Genomic DNA, 17,030 nt, shown 5'->3' with positions numbered 1-17,030 from the left:
AACAATTCATTCAATCAGTATTAATAAAAACTGTTATTTAACAGGTCAACTCTGATTGACAAATTAATAATTATCAAATGGGATCTACGGCAATTCTATGCTTGTTTGTCACAGAAGACTGTTAAAACTTCTCATTGTTTCGCTGCTGTTCATGATTGCAATGAACGTACAAACAGGTCATGCCTCCGGCCACCAGAACGAACCCGGGTACAAGGCACCAGAAATCCGCTTTTTGGGTCTCTACGCCGGATTTAAAGCCAATAATTTCCACCTCAAGCTGGGTAACCATTATCACGTAATACACGACGTTGGCAGCCCCAAAAAGCTGTCCCTTTTTTTCCAGAATCAATGGTTGAGTCATCTGCCCGGGTTTCTGTTAGCAAAGCTGCTTCCTCCTTCAACCGTACCCTACCCTTCTTTCAGTCGCGGATTTCCCTCACTGTCCCGGGCTTTTGGTGATGCCCCCGATTGCAACCCTCATCCGGTGATGATCGATCACTCTTTGCTGAAAGGCCAACTGTCAATTCAAACCACTTGTATCGAAAATCATCCTGTCTGGCAGATTACGGCCTCACCCTCGACATCATCGTCAGAGACTCAGGCCGTCGAGGGTGATTCTCTGTCTGCCTGGCTGTCGCTTTGGAAACTACTAAACGACACCCATACCAGTACCCTTTTCCTGCGTCCCTGGCGAGAAAGTCAGCAGAATCGCCTGCAGGCTATTATCTGCCAGACCAATCCGCTTACAGAACATAAAAAGTGTCAGAGCGTTCTTATTGATTTCCCGCTGAATCACGCAAAACCCTGGCTATTGCCCGAACTGGCTGGAAAAGACAGTATCAGCGCTGACGGGCAAACCGCTTTGGACAGTAGTTATATCAAGCGGGTCAATCAGGCTATTCACTGCCTCTCTTCCCACGATAAGTTGTTTGGAGAACCCAATAAAAGCAAGCCAGCTGACAAAGAAAAAATACACGCTTGCCAAAATAATCACTGGCTTTATCAGTGGTCAGATCAAAACTGGGTTTATCAACCTGGCATTCCCGAGACTGCAATAAACCCTGGCCCGACACTCATGACCGGGAAGTACTTTAACCTCTGGGCACTGGAAAAGGTATCGCCCGGCAATGATACCTACCCGGCCTGGTCGGGATCTTCTTTGTTCATCGCCCGCAACGACAGACATCGGAAATACCATTTCTGGGGAGCAGGTGACCCGGTGCTGCTGATGCGGTTCGCTGATGCCCCTTATAATGTCGAGGATCATTACGCCGGTTGGGATGGACCAGAGATTGGCACCCTGGTAGAAAGTGAGCATCTCAACCTGGCTGCCCTGCTTATGAGCACGGTGACCAATACGCCCTTTAATCTCTATCAGTGGCGGGGAATTCTCTCAGGGTTCACATCACCCATCCCGAAAAGCCTCAGTGCCCTGGTAAGGGAGCAGATTCTGAGCGACCCTGGTTCACTTTACCAGTTTGTTAAACGGCAGCCTGAGTTACTGAACAATGTATTGACCTATTTAAACCGTGAGTTTCCGGGCCACCCTGTCCACTCATACTTTTCCGGTCGTGTATCACCTTTTTTTAGCCATCAAACAAACGGAAACCCATTGGCTTTGGTGCCCGAAACAAGCAACGTGTTCGACGGCTTTAATCCTCCTGCCATCCCTCATCAGCCAGATATGTCACTCTCTTCTACAGGGTTTGTATCAGGCATAATGACTGCTTCTGGTGTCCAGGGAAATAATGGACCGCCTGAATCTCAGTCCTGCCCGAGTAATCCCTCTGCACAAAAAGCCGAACAAAGTGGCAACAAAAGTAGACGAACTGCGAGCCCTGACGGCAGGAACAATATTGACGACAACGAGCCACCACCGGGCGGTAACCATCCGGTCACACCAGCAGACGCAGTGCACTCAACATCCTTGCTTAAACATCTATTGCATTTTTACAGACACTGCGGACTTTGGCCTGGAAGAGTAATCCATGGCTCGGATTTTCTTCCAGAGCACCTCGATATCACATCCAGTGAAAATTTTGAAACCCTGGCCCGCCAATGCCAACCACCTGACAGTGAAAGTGAAGCATTATATAACCAGATGTTCCGGGGTTTTGATCCAAAAAACCAACAACACCTGGTGCTGGCATCAAAAGCCCTGCAAAACTCTATACTGGCCATCGTTCCTGACGGTCAGAAATATCGCTGTTATAGCCATGATATAAAACATGATCACATGCCTCAACAACCTCTGGAAGGGCTTGAAGATTGTCATACGTTCCTGTTTCACGAGAATCACGCTGTAAGACTGTTTCATCACAGTGACAGCAACCTGTGGTTCACTCACTTCCTGATCCGATCCCAATTAAACGAAGAGGAAAACCAATGGCTGCAAGACAGTGAGTTTGAAAATGCTTTGTGGGAGTTGTTTCCACAATGGCAAACAGACATTTTATTATGCCGGGAAAGTCTTCATTGCAACGCCATAAAATCTACCAGCGATCAGCTAAAAGAGGCGTCCATAAAATCGGCCAGCAAACAGCTAAAACAAGCGTTTACTGCACCCGATAGATTCATAGAGGGAGAACACGGACATAACCTACTCAGTTTTTACAATAAATTACGCCTTGTTTGTTACCTGTTCGATGATACAGAGACTATCGATGAAACTTTTTACATTAGCAAAAACCTGCTTGGAGCCGTGATTTTTTTCTGGGAAAACTCTGCCAGTAACTATATCGCCTTTATAGCTCCAGATCTCTCGGCATCAACGATAAACAACAAAATGAAATCTTTGGATAATCATTTAAAAGCCTGTTTCGAGGGCGCATTTTTAGTAAAAAAACAGGATATCCGCTATGTAATTCCTGCACTGTTGGTGCTCGCACCTGTTTTTAAAAAAACCTATGCAGAAATCGAAAGTGTTTTATCCGATACTGGAGATGCTCTTGTTTATGGGGGTTTAGCCAGGTCGCAACATCTTTCATCAGTGGTTAAACCCACCGAAATTGGCAAGATACCTGTTACCAATGATATTGAATTGGCAGTCAGGGATATCAAAAATCTGGAAACCATTTCGGAGTCTATAGAGAGTAAACTAAGAAGCGCTCTGTCTGGTACCATCGTTAGGCGCAGCAATATTCACACTATGGTTTTAAACCCAAAAAAATCGCAGCGCAGACGGCTAAGGAACACCGTAAAGATCAACGGCTATCCTGATAAAAACAATGAAAAGGCCATGGGGTTGAGCCGTTGCAAAGCAAAAGAGTGGCGAATCATATCAATCGATATTTCTGCCGGTCCTGACGGGTACTTCGATTTCATCCGTGTAGAACCTTTTGCCAAGGGTTCCAAACTGCTTATGCCAAGCCTGCCCGCTATAGTTGAAAAACTACTTCAGGACACGCAACTTGATCAAACTTACCCGGGTAGTAATGCAACAAAGCGACAGGCGCAAAATGCTCAAAATGTATTAAAGATCTTGCTCGCAAGTGACACTCAACGACAGGTTGAGGAGATTATTCAGCAGTCAGTGTTCAGCAGCTACTCAAAATCATCCAGGTTACCCGAATTTCTGATGCCTTATATCAAGCCACAACCTGACAACGAACAGGAAAGCACTATTAATGTAGAGAATAAGACAGAAAATGATGCGAGCGATGAACACTCTACAGTAGCTCATGACAGTAAGCCAGTGGCACCAGTCCTGGCTGAACATTCAAAAAAGAAAAAAAACGAAACCTCCGCCAAAAAGTCAATTTCCGATACGATCGATTTCGAAACGGCTTTGTCTCAGTCCATAGAAATATCAAACTGGCTTAAGGAGATGGATTATAACTTCCCGAGTGAGCTGAATAGGGCAACAAAGGCACAAGATTGCGAAGGCTTTGAAGAAAACGAAGCCTCTAAAGAAAACCCTGCGTCCGATATAGAATTCAATACACTGCAAAATCAACTTAAGGAAGGAAAAACAAAAACCCTGCAAATACTGTCTTGTTCAGGGGCTTCTGCAGATACATCCGGTGAGCAACCGGTCATCACCATCAATATGGCAAATACCCCGGACAGTCAACAGCGCTCAGGGTTAGAACAGGCTGCTTATGAAAACCACTTTCCCTATGCACAACTGATTCAGGCGTTGTTCATTCTGAACCAAAAAATCCCATCCGGAAAACCGGAAGCACTTCAGATCTATGAAAATGCTTTCGAGCTGCTGTTACCGGCGGCCCTTGCCGGTATACCGCTTGCCTACCAATTATTAATCGCGATGCAATTACACAACCAACATCCGGCAGGCTGGCCCCAGATAGAACCTGTAAACCGGCTGTTACGCAGCATGGCTTCCAGACAAACCAGCATCAATCAGGTGAAGGTTGAAGGCCTGTTGAGTGGTGGATTTCTGGAGCAGCTCTATCAGGATACAGACGTCACCACCCTGACCAGGATTGAGCAAGGCTTAGCCAAAGAGTCAGAACTCTCAGACAAAGGCAGAGAAGTGAAGCACATTGTCAATGCCCTGAGACAACCGGATACCCCCTCTATATTAACAGCCCTGAAAGCAGTTCATCCCAGGACTCGGGAGCTGCAACAAACCATCGGGTCACTGATACTGATACTTGAGAAAAAAAAAGAACCCGCAGTCGGTCAGATTCATAATGAACTTTGGTCGTACAGCCTCAACGCCCTGCAAATCAAGGGAGCCTTGAAAAAAAAATCTCAGGTCATTGATATATCGTGTTTCCCATATGTGCTGGCCATGACTGACCTGAAGGCATTCATGGATACTGAGCGCACCGGACAATTGCTCAAAAATCATCAACCCAGATTCATAGCCTTTTGGAAAGTGGGTTTTTGGGAAAGCTATCTCAAAACTTCGTTAAGCAAAGACAGCAAGACAGAAAAGGAAAGATTTGACCGGCATCATGAAAAAATAAGCAATAAAGCGATTAAAAAGTCCAGATCCAATTTAATAAAAGACTGGATTCTTGCCCGATCTTTTCTGCTTTCAAGAGATTTTATCCAAATCAAAAAGGTTCAGGCTTCACCCACTCCATCCACTTTAACGCAGCTATCATCTGGAACAGCTACAAACTCTGAAAAAGCAAAAAGAACCGTAAATGCAGCCAGACAGTCAACAGAACTGAAGCCAGGCATTCAACCATCAAAAGGACTATTCAATGAACAACTACATAACCAGTATTTATTTCAGCTGGATAACAACATTATTCAGGAAGTCAGATTTATGCAGGAAAACCCGAAAAGATTTTTGCAACAGGTAGAAGACCGCATTACCGCATTCAGAAAGGCTCTGGTAAAAAATAGCAATAACTCAACAAACAAGCTGGGAACAGGTTATTACTATTTTCTGAAGGCACTGGCCATGATAGGGGCCAAAATGTCAGATGACAACAAAACTATTGAACTGTCCTTTAGCCCGGAAGCCAGACTCAACGCGATAAAGATAAGGGAGTCTATTTTAGTGTCCAAAGATCTTAACTTCCCTTATGCCTCGATGCTCTTTCTGTTTTTTGAACATGGCATGGGAAGAAAGCCTAATCAAGTAATCCAGGCCTATTGCTCTGCATTCTCCGGGGTATCACAGTCTATTGAGTTTTTATTAGAATCGCGCGCAGATACACCGGTTCTGGCCGGACTATTACTCAAATGGCTGGTGCTGATTCCAAAGCCTTTCGCACTGAAACTGGCCTTTGATGCCGACACTTACCTCAAAAACCCGCAAAGCAAGATTCCAGGCAGGCTAACACCTTCTATACATATACTAAGAGAATTTCTGGAGGAGCTTCCGGTAAAAGGTCCTGATGGTGCAGTTGATGTTGTATTGAATCGATTGAGCCAGCTATTTACAAATACCGCGTATCTGCTAAACGAACAGCATGAACAAGGGGAATCGTCTCAGTCAGCCTCAGTGGCAGCAATTGAGGCCAAGAAAGCGGCAGAAGAAGCCATAGTAGAAGTAGCCATAGCAGTAGCGGTAGCGGTAGCGAACGAGAACGAGAACGAGAACGAGTTAGCGAACGAGATAGTAAAAGTGAAGGCGACCGCAAAAGAGAAAGCGATGGCGTTAACGAAAGCAACAAGGAAACTGACACTAATAACGAAGTCGAACGCTACAGGGTTGGAGATATCGACAGAGGTGGTAACGGCGATAGGTAAGCTGGTAGACGCAGCTAAAGCGGCAGCGCATACGATAATAGAAGTGTTAACGGACGAGAAAGCGAAAGCGGTAGAGGAAGCGGTAGAGGAGGCGGTAGACGATACGCTAAGGGAAACAGTATTAGAGGCGGAAGAAAGAACAGAAGCAGCATTAAGATTGATACTTTACTTCGCCACTGACCGAACGGAATTGATTGATTTTATTTGCCTGGACCTATCCATATTGACCATTGTCTTTTCTATAATTGGCCCTGAATTAGACACGGAGCTCCCCACATACCTGAAAAAAGCCCAGAGGAATCTCTCTGAAGATAGTGAACCTGAAAATCGGGCAATGGCAGATGTTATAGAGCTTGCTTTTCATCTGGTTGGTGCATCACCAGAAGCAGAGCTGGCCCTCCCTCATCTTAAAACCCAATCCTTCGATAACCAGGCTCTCTTAACCGCTATGCATTTTGGTCATGACTTACAATTTTTGACAAAATTAATTGGCTTGTCTCGCGAACTGGTTACCGAAGATAGCCATTCGTTTTATAACATTCTTTTGCTGGTTCACCAGCATATTCTCACTCTTATCGGTGTAAATGCAGAAAAGGCAAAAAAACTCCAGGCTAACTCAATGGGCTGGAAAATATTAGGCACCGGGTTAAAGAACTCTGTATGGTATAAGCCGGTCAAGACTGCTTCCCATAATATGCAATCAAAAGTCATGGACTATGTTGTCTTTAAAAATGACAGCGTGAAAAAGTTCTGGGATGGAGACGAAAGTATTTTTATTCTTGCTACCGAGCAAGCCAGAAAAGTTGGCTATCGGAAATTAAAACAGCAGTTAAACCAATACGAGGGTAAATTGGATTATCAATCTTTACAGATGTCAGGCTGGCTTCATTGTCTAGCTGGATTGACACTTCTGGAAGCAAAAGTAAGTTCTGATCACCAGAAGATAATATTAACCGATCGCAAAAGCGTCCTGATCAGTGCTCATAATCATTTTATGAAAGCACGTGAAATTGGCTTTCATTATGGTGGTTATCTGGAATCTCTGGTATTTATGCGACTAGCAAACCACTACCAGTATTATCAGAACGAGACATCAGAAACCTGGCAAAAAGACTCAATCTATAAGCCTGTTATTCAATACACATCGACCAAAAGACCAGGAGAGAAGATTTTTATTGAAGCGGGAAAGATTGTTACGGAAATTTTGCCCGGTTTGCTGGCAAGTTCTTTACTTGGTGTACGTTTTTCGGCCGAAACAGCCATCAGAATCTTTACTGATAAACGGTTTAACCTTCTGCATATCCCACAGGCTGGTTGGCCGACAATGCTCACAAAGTACCTTTTGAGTTGCCCTGCAAACTATCGCATCCAGTTTCTGTTCAGCAATGACGGTCCTGAAGCTGAAAATGCGCTATTTCCCAGGACAAATGATCCAGACAGTATTGAGGGAATACTTCTGAAACCACTAGATAAAACAAGACAGGTATCCATTAGCGAAAGACCAGAGTATTATGGTATTTTTCTGGACAGTGAAATCGAGAATGGTGACAGGCCAGAAAGTATTAAAAAGTATTTAAGCCTTGTCAAAGCTTTTTTATTCAATAAATCAGATCTGTTGGATACACCATACGAGGCAACAGTTTCTGACAGTGATCAATTATCAGAGAGTATTGCAAGCTATAAGCTAAGCTGGTTCGACTATACAACATTGTTGAAAGAACAACAGGAAACACCACAACCTGAAACCGGTTTGGATGAATTCGTTTATAACCTGCCCAGGCTGGAATCTCACCCAAATTACGAGGCTATAACGAATGCTCTTTTGAATAAGCATCGTAAAAAGTCAGCCCTGATTCATTATTATTTATGGGCTTACGAGACCCTCAATGATAGCCTTGAAAACGAAAGGGATCTGTTCTGGAGTGAGATAATGACAAAGAAAATCGAAGAAAATAAACCAATGAAAAAAGCTTTCTTGGCACTTCTGGCAACCGCCGATCTAACGGTTATGTACGATGATAACCGGGAGGCAATGATCAATGCATTCAAACAATACAATATAGATCTTTCTAGCTGGCTGGCCTTTTTACACTCGATCTCAGCCACTTCCGCCTTATTTCTGGGCGAGAAGCAAAAGGCAGATTATCATTTCGAGCTTTTTGAAAAACTAAAAGGCATGTAACTTCATTAATTAACTAATCAGCAGGAATAGCAGGAAGACCAAATCCGTAAATTGAAGGCATGTGTTCAGTTTACGCTTAGCTACAAAGCCACTCTTGCTACATCCTGAACCCACTGCTATTTTTCCTCAGGCTCCATAGAGATCAGAACAATTCAATAAATAAAATCTGTTGTTTAACAGGTCAATTCTGATTAATAAATTAATAATCATCAGTTGGGATCTATGGCAACTCTATGCTCGTTTGTCACAGAAGACTGTTAAAACTTCTCTTTATTTCGCTGCTGTTCATGATTGCAATGAACATACAAACAGGTCATGCCTCCGGCCACCAGAGTGAACCCGGATACAAGGCACCAGAAATCCGCTTTTTGGGTCTCTACGCCGGATTTAAAGCCAATAACTTTCACCTCAAGCTGGGTAACCATTATCACGTAATACACGACGTTGGCACCCCCAAAAAACTGTCCCTTTTTTTCAGGAATCAATGGTTGAGTCATCTGCCCGGGTTCCTGTTTGCAAAACTGCTTCCGCCTTCAATCATACCCTACCCTTCTTTCAGTCGCGGCTTCCCCTCACTGTCCCGGGCTTTTGGTGATGCCCCCGATTGCAACCCTCATCCGGTGATGATCGATCACTCTTTGCTGAAAGGCCGACTGTCAGTACAAACCGCTTGTATCGAAAATCATCCTGTATGGCAGATTACGGCTTCACCCTCGACATCATCGTCAGAGACTCAGGCCGTCGAGGGTGATTCTCTGTCTGCCTGGCTGTCGCTTTGGAAACTACTAAACGACACCCATACCAGTACCCTTTTCCTGCGCCCCTGGCGGGAAAGTCAGCAGAATCGCCTGCAGGCCATTATCTGCCAGACTAATCCGCTTACAGAGCATAAAAAGTGTCAGAGCGTTCTTATTGACTTCCCGCTGAACCACGCAAAACCCTGGCTATTGCCCGAACTGGCTAAAAAAGACATCATCAGCACTGACGGGCAAACCGCTTTAGACAGTGGCTATATCAAGCGGGTCAATCAGGCTATTCACTGTCTCTCTTCCCACAATAAGTTGTTTGGAGAATCCAATAAAAGCAAGACAACTGACAAAGAAAAAATTCACGCCTGCCAGAATAATCACTGGCTTTATCAATGGTCGGATCAAAGCTGGCTTTACCAACCGGGTATTCCCGAGACTGCGGTAGAACCCAGCCCGGCACTCATGAACGGGAAGTACTTTAACCTCTGGGCACTGGAAAAAGTATCGCCTGGCAATGATACCTGTCCAGCCTGGTCAAGATCTTCTTTATTCATCGCCCGCAACGACAGACATCGGAAATACCATTTCTGGGGAGCAGGTGACCCGGTGCTGCTGATGCGGTTCGCTGATGCCCCTTATAATGTCGAGGATCACTACGCCGGTTGGGACGGACCTGAGATTGGCACCCTGGTAGAAAGTGAGCACCTTAACCTGGCCGCCCTGCTTATGAGCACGGTGACCAGTACGCCCTTTAATCTCTATCAATGGCGGGGAATTCTCTCAGGGTTCATATCACCCATCCCCAAAAGCCTCAGTGCCCGGGTAAGGGAGCAGATTCAGAGCGACCCCGGTTCACTTTACCAGTTTGTTAAACGGCGGCCTGAGTTACTGAACAATGTGCTGACCTATTTAAACCGGGAGTTTCCGGGGCACCCTGTCCACTCACACTTTTCCGGTCGTGTATCACCTTATTTTAGCCGTCAAACAGACGGAAACCCACTGGCTTTGGTGCCCCAAACAAGCAACGCATTCGACGGTTTTCATCCTCCTGCCATCCCTCATCAGCCAGATGTGTCACTCCCCTCTATGGGGTTTGCATCAGGCATAATGACTGCTTCTGGTGTCCAGGGGAATAATGGACCGCCTGAATCTCAGTCCTCCCCGAGTAATCCCTCTGCACAAACAGCCGAACAAAGTGGCAACAAAAGTAAACGAACTGCCAGCTCTGTCGGTAGGAACAATATTGACGACAATGAGCCACCACCACCGGGCGGCAAGCATCCGGTCACACCAGCAGACGCAGTACCCTCAGCATCCTTGCTTAAACATCTATTCTATTTGTACAGGCGCTCCGGACTTCGGCCTGAAAGAGTGACCCGTAGATCGGACTTTCTTTCAGAACAGCTTGGTATCACATCCAGGGAAAAATTTGACACCCTGCTCCGTCTATGCAAACCACCCGATTGTGGAAGTGAAACATTATATAACCAGATGCTTCGGGGTTTTGATCCAAAAAACCAACAACACATGATGCTGGCATCCAAAGCACTGGCAAATTCTATACAGGTCATTGTTACTGATGGTCGGGGATATCTCTCCCATAGCTACCATGACCACACCCCTCAAGAGCCTCTGGACGGGCTTGAAAATATCGATATGTTCCTGTTTCACGAGAATCACACGGTAAAACTGTCTCATCAAAGTGACAACGACCCCTGGTTCACTCACTTCCTGATCAGCTCCTACCTGAACAAGCAGGAAAACGAATGGCTGGAAGACAGTACGCTTGAAAATGCTTTATGGGAACTGTTTCCACAATGGCAGAAGGATGTTTTGTTATGCCGGGAAACGCTCCAGTGCAACGCCATAAAATCTGCCAGCGAGCGGCTGGAGGAGGCATCCACAAAATCTGCCAGCGCACTGCTGGAAGCGGCGTCCATACAATCTGCCAGCGAAATGCTACAACAGGCGTTTATTGCACCCGATAAATTCATGCAGGGAGATCTCGGACAGAACCTGTTCAGGTTTTACAATAAATTACGCCTTGTTTGTTACCCGTTCGACGATACAGAGAACCCTGATGGAACATTTTACGTTAGCAAAAACGTGCTTGGAGCAGTGGTTTTTTTCTGGGAAGAGTCTGCCAGTAAATATATCGCCTTTATAGCCCCTGATCTCTCCACATCTGCAATAAACGACAAAATACAGTCTTTGGATAATCATGTAAAAGATTATTCCGAGGGCGTATTTTTAGTAAAAAAACAGGATATCCGCTATGTGATTCCTGCACTCCTGGTGCTGGCACCTGTTTTTAGAAAAACCTATGCAGAAGCCGAGAGTATTATATCCGATACTGAAGATGCTTTTGTTTATGGGAGTTTAGCCAGATGGCAACATCTCTCGTCATTGTTTAAACCCACCGAACTGGGCAAGGTACCTGCTACCAATAATATTGATCTGGCAGTTGAGAATATTCAAAGTCTGGAAAAGATTTCGGCCTCCCTTGAGGAAAAGCTGACACGCGCCCTGCCTGGCACTACCGTGAGACGCAACAACTTTCACACCATAGCTTTAGCCAGCCCGAAAGAATTGCGGCGCACAGGGTTACTGCACACTTTAAAGATCCATTGCTTTCCCGATAACGGCAAAGAAAATACGATAAGATTCGCCGCTTGCAAGACCAAAAAATGGCGCATCTTATCGATCAATATTTCTGCCGGCCCTCAAGGGTATTTCGATTTCACCCGTGTAGAACCTTTTGCCAAGAGTTCCAGGCTACTTATGCCAAGCCTGCCCGCTATGGTTGAAAAACTGCTTCAGGACACACAACTTGATCAAACCTGCCCGGGCATTGATGCAAAGAAAAGGGGGCAAAATGCTCAAAATATATTAAAAATCTTGCTGGTGAGTGACACTGAGCAACAGGTTCAGGCGATTATTCAACAGTCACTGCTCAGCCGTTCTTCAGAATCATCCGGGTTACCGGAATTTCTGCTTCCTTATATCAAGCCCGAACCTGACAAGGCACTGGAAAGCAATAGTGATATTGACGAACAGGCAACAGTTTCTACCGCTGCTTATGTCGAAGCTAGAGAAGCGATAACAAAAGATTCTTCTTTCGATTCCCATGAGAACAAACAGAAACAACAAGAAATAAGCGACATTGCCACGGTACCAGAAAAAAACGATATCACAGTAGAAGCAAGCCCTGATGATCAACGCTCTGTAGTTGCTGATAACAGTGAGGCAATGGCACCTGATCCTGCTGAACGCTCAAATAAAAGAAAGAATAACACCCCAGCCCAAAAGTCAATCTCGAATACGATCGATTTCGAAACGGCCTTGTCTCAGTCCGTAGAAATATCAAACTGGCTTAAGGAGATGGATCATAGCTTTGCGGACGAGCTGAACAGGGCAACAAAGACACAAGATTGCAAAGCCTCTGCAGAAAGCGAAGCCCCGGCAGAAAATCCTGCGCCCGATAAAGAATCCAATACACTGCAAAAGCAACTGCATGACGGAAAAACAAAAACCCTGAAAACACTGGCCTGTTCCGGAGCATCGGCTGATACATCTACAGACCAGCCAGTCATCACCATCAACCTGGCCCATACCCCGGCCAAAAGCTTAGAACAGGCGGCTTATGAGAACCACTTTCCTTATGCGCAACTGGTTCAGGCGTTATTCATTCTGAACCAGAAATTCCCAGCTGGAAAATCAGAAGTATTGCAGATCTACGAAAAAACCTTCGAGCTACTGCTACCGGCAGCCATTGCCGGTATACCGCTTGCCTACCAATTATTAATCGGGATGCAATTGCGCAACCAACATCCGGCAGGCTGGCCTCAGATGGAACCTGTCAACCGGCTGTTACGCAGCATGGCTTCCAGAGCGACAAGCTTCAACCAGGTAAAAGTTGAAGGTCTATTGAAGGGTGGATTTCTGGAGCAGCTCTATCAGGATACAGACGCCATAACCCTGACCAGGATTGAGCAGGGGTTAGCCAAAGAGTCAGACCTCTCAGACAGAGGCAAAGAGGTGAAGCACATTGTCAATGCCCTGAGAGAACCGGATACCGCCTCTGTATTAACAGCCCTGAAAGCAGTTCGACCCCGGACTCGTGAACTGCAACAAACCATCGGTTCACTGATACTGATACTGGAGAGAAAAAAAGAACCCGCAGTCGCTCAGATTCACAGTGAACTTTGGTCGTACAGCCTTAACGCCCTGCAAATTAAAGGCGCCTCGAAAAAAAAAGCTCAGCTCATGGATATATCTTATTTCCCAAACGTACTGGCCATGACTGACCTGAAGGCATTCATGGATACTGAGCAAACCGGACAACTGCTCAAATATCATCAACCCAGATTCATAGCCTTTTGGAAAATGGGTTTTTGGGAAAGCTATCTCAAGGCTTCTTTGAGCAAAGACAGTAAGGGTGAAAAGGAAATTTTTGACGGGCATCATAACAAAATAAGCAATAAAGCGATTAAAAAGTCCAGATCCGATTTAATAAAAGACTGGATGCTTGCCCGCTCTTTGCTGCTTGCAAGAGACTTTATTCAAATCAAAAAGGTTCCGGTTTCCCCCACTCCGGCGCAACTAACCTCTGGAACAGGTACACATTCTGAAAAAGCAAAAAGAACCGTAAAAGCAGCCAAACAACCAAAAGACCTGAGGCCTGGCATCCGACCATCAACAGGATCGCACAATGAACAATTATATATCCGGTATTTAGTACAACTGGATAACAATATTATTCAGGAACTCAGACTTATTCAGACCAACCCGGAGAATTTTTTACAACAGGTAGAAGCTCACATCACTGCATTCAGAAAAGCTCTGGTAAGAAATGGCAACGATTTAACAGACAATCTGGGAATCGGTTATTACTATTTTCTGAAGGCACTGGCCATGATGGGGGCCAAAATGTCAGATGATGAAAAAACCATTGAGTTGTCTTTTACCCCTGAAGTCAAACTCAACGCTAAAAAGATAAAAGAGACTATTAGATTGTCTGATAAACATTTCTTCCCCTATGCCCCATTGCTCTTGCTGTTTTTTGAGCATGGCATGGGAGGAAATACTAATACAATAGCGAAGGCCCATTACTCTGCATTCTCCGGAGTGTCGCAGTCTATTGAGATTTTATTAGAATCGCTCTCAATCCCACAGGTTATGGCCGGACTATTACTCAAGTGGCTGATACTGATTCCAAAGCCTTTCAAACTGAAACTGGCCTTTGATGCAAACACCTACCTGAAAAGCCCGCAAAGCAATATTCTCGGCAGGGTTACACCTTCCATACGAATACTCAGAGAATTTATGGATCAGCTAACGGTAAAAGGCTCTGACGGCGCAGTTGATGTTGTTTTGAGTCGAATGGGCCAGAAACATACCATTAGCCAGCATCTGCCAAACAAACAGAATGAAAAAGCGGAAAAGAAATCGGCTGCAGCCGAGTCAGGCAAAGCAGGAGTGGCTGGAGTACTGTTAGCGGCAACGAAAGAAGCTCTGAAAGCTTTAGAAGTAGCGAAAAATGCTTCGAAAGCAGCAGCAGTAGCTCTGGAGACAGCAAATGCAGAAGCGAGAGAGGCTTCGAGAGCGGCTGCAGTTGCCTTAGAGGTAGCGAATACAGAAGCGAAAGAGGCTTCGACAGCGGCAGCAGTAGCCTTAGAGATAGCGAATACAGAAGCGAGAGTATTAACGTTAAATACGGAGTTAGCAAAAGCTAAAGCGGAAGTGATAGCTGCAGAAAAAGCGCTGGCGGCAGCGAATTTGGAAACAGTAGAGACAGCGGAAGCAGAATTAAGATTGACACTTTACATCGCTACTGGCCGAACGGAACTGTTGGATTTTGATAGCCTGGATCTTTCGACATTGATCATTAGCTTTTCTATATTAGGCTATGTTTCAGACTTGGAGGTTACCACATTCCTGAGACAGGTTCAGAGCGAGCTCACTAAAAATATTGATCCGGAGAGGCGGGCACTGGCAGATATTATAGAACTTGCTTTTTATCTGGTTCTGTATAATCCATCACCAGAAGAAGAGCCGGATCTCCATCATCTTAAGGCCCTTCCATTCTCTTCCCAGGCTAACATGACCATTCTTCATTTTGGTCATGACTTACGACTTCTGGCAAAAATAATTCATTTGCTTCCTGAAATAGCTGTCCACGATACCATGTCGTATTATTACAACACCTTTTTTCTGATTCACGAGTATATTCTCACGCTCATTGGTGGAAATGCAGAAAAGGCAAAAAAACTCCAGATTGATTCAGTTGGTTGGCAAACATTACACGATTGGTTTAGGCACTATACATGGTATAAGCCAGCAAATACTGTCGCAAGTCGTATTGAATCAAAAATCATTGAACAGGTTGTCTTTAACTATGACAGCTTGGAAATATTCATAGCTGGAAACGAACGTATTTTTATTCTTGCTATTGAGCAAGCCAGAAAAGTTGGCTATCAGAAATTAAAACAGCAGTTAAACGAATATGATGGTAAATTGGATATTCAATCTGTACAGATGTCAGGCTGGCTTCATTGTCTGGCTGGATTGACGCTTCTGGAGGCACAAGTAAGTTCTGGCTTGCAGCGGGTAGTATTAAACGGTCGCAAAAGCGTTCTGGGCAGTGCTTATTATCATTTCGAAAGAGCACATCGACTCGGCTTTGTTTATGGTGGTTACCTGGCATCACTGGTGCATATGCGTCTGGATGAGCACTTTCAGTATTATCAGGGCGAGACATCCGAAGCCTCGCGAACAGACTCCACCAATAACCCTGTTATTCAATACCCATCGACCAGAAAACCAGGGGAAACGATCTTTATTGAAGCAGGTAAAATTGTTAACGATATTTTGCCAAGCTTAATAACAAGCTCTAGATTGGGTGTGCGTTTTGCGGCTGAAGCAGCTATCAGAGTCTTTACTGACAATCGGTTTAATCTTCTGCAAACTCCTCAGGCCGGTTGGCCAGCACTGATCGCAAAGCATTTTTTGATTACCCCCGTAATCCATAACCTGCAATTTGTATTCAGCAATCATGGCCCGGAAGTTGAAGAAGCGTTATTTCCCGAGATAAGTAATCCTGACAGCATTGAGAGAATACTTATGGAACCACTGGAGAAAACAAGGCATTTCCCCATTAAAAAAAGACCAAAACAATATGGTATTGCTCTGGACAACAAAATCAAAAGCAGTAGCAGGCCAGAAAATAGTAAAAAGTATTTGAGCCTTGTCAAAGCTTTTGTATTGGGTAAATCAGAGGTGCCGGATATATCATCCCTGACAACAACTTCTGATGTTGATCAATTATCAGAGAATATCGCAAGCTATGAGCTAAGTCGGTTTGACTATACAACGTCGTTTGGATTGCTACATGAAACACCACAACCTGAAACCGGTTTGGATGAATTCGTTTTTAATCTGCCCCGGCTAAAATCTCACCCAAAGTATGAGGCTATCAGTAATGCTCTTTTGAAGAAACATCGTACAAAATCAGCCCTGGTTCACTATTATTTATGGGCTTACGAGACCCTCGATAACAGCTATGACAACGAACGGCAGCTGTTCTGGGAAGAAATAATGACAAAGAAGATTGAAGAAAATGAATCAATGAAAACAGCTTTCCTGACACTCCTGGCAACCGCCGACCTAACGGTTATGTACGATGATAACCGGGAGGCCATGAACACTGCATTCAAACAATACAATACGGATTTTGCTCCCTGGTTGGTCGTTTTTCACGGGTTCTCGGCCAATTCCGCTTTTGCTCTGGGAGAGACACAAAAAGCAGATTTCCATCAAAAGCATCATGAAAACCAACAAAAACTAGTACTTCATTCATTATCTGGCCCGTTAGGAACACTGGAAAGACCAAGTGAGTAAATTGAAGGCATGTGTTCAGTTTACGC

The 17,030-nt window shown here is 44.8% G+C and carries 2 protein-coding genes; both read left to right on the top strand.

Annotation, left to right across the window (positions count from 1 at the left end; translation table 11 throughout):
* Positions 1–160 precede the first annotated feature (160 nt).
* Positions 161–8,356: a hypothetical protein gene (locus tag ACOMG9_RS09335; protein WP_494530119.1), complete on the top strand. Its 8,196-nt coding sequence runs from the start codon at positions 161–163 to the stop codon at positions 8,354–8,356.
* A 296-nt stretch (positions 8,357–8,652) separates the two neighbouring features.
* Positions 8,653–17,004, top strand: coding sequence for a hypothetical protein (locus ACOMG9_RS09330; RefSeq protein ID WP_494530118.1), 8,352 nt, complete (start codon positions 8,653–8,655; stop codon positions 17,002–17,004).
* Positions 17,005–17,030 lie beyond the last annotated feature (26 nt).

Source organism: Endozoicomonas sp. PH6C, from assembly GCF_059322965.1.
The sequence above is the reverse complement of the archived record's forward strand: the minus strand, read 5'-3'. Positions and strand labels throughout refer to the sequence as shown.

What these genes read in the sequence shown, in the direction of transcription:
- ACOMG9_RS09330 (WP_494530118.1), top strand. Translation starts at nt 8,653, where the DNA reads ATGAACATACAAACAGGTCATGCCTCCGGCCACCAGAGTGAACCCGGA.
- ACOMG9_RS09335 (WP_494530119.1), top strand. Translation starts at nt 161, where the DNA reads ATGAACGTACAAACAGGTCATGCCTCCGGCCACCAGAACGAACCCGGG.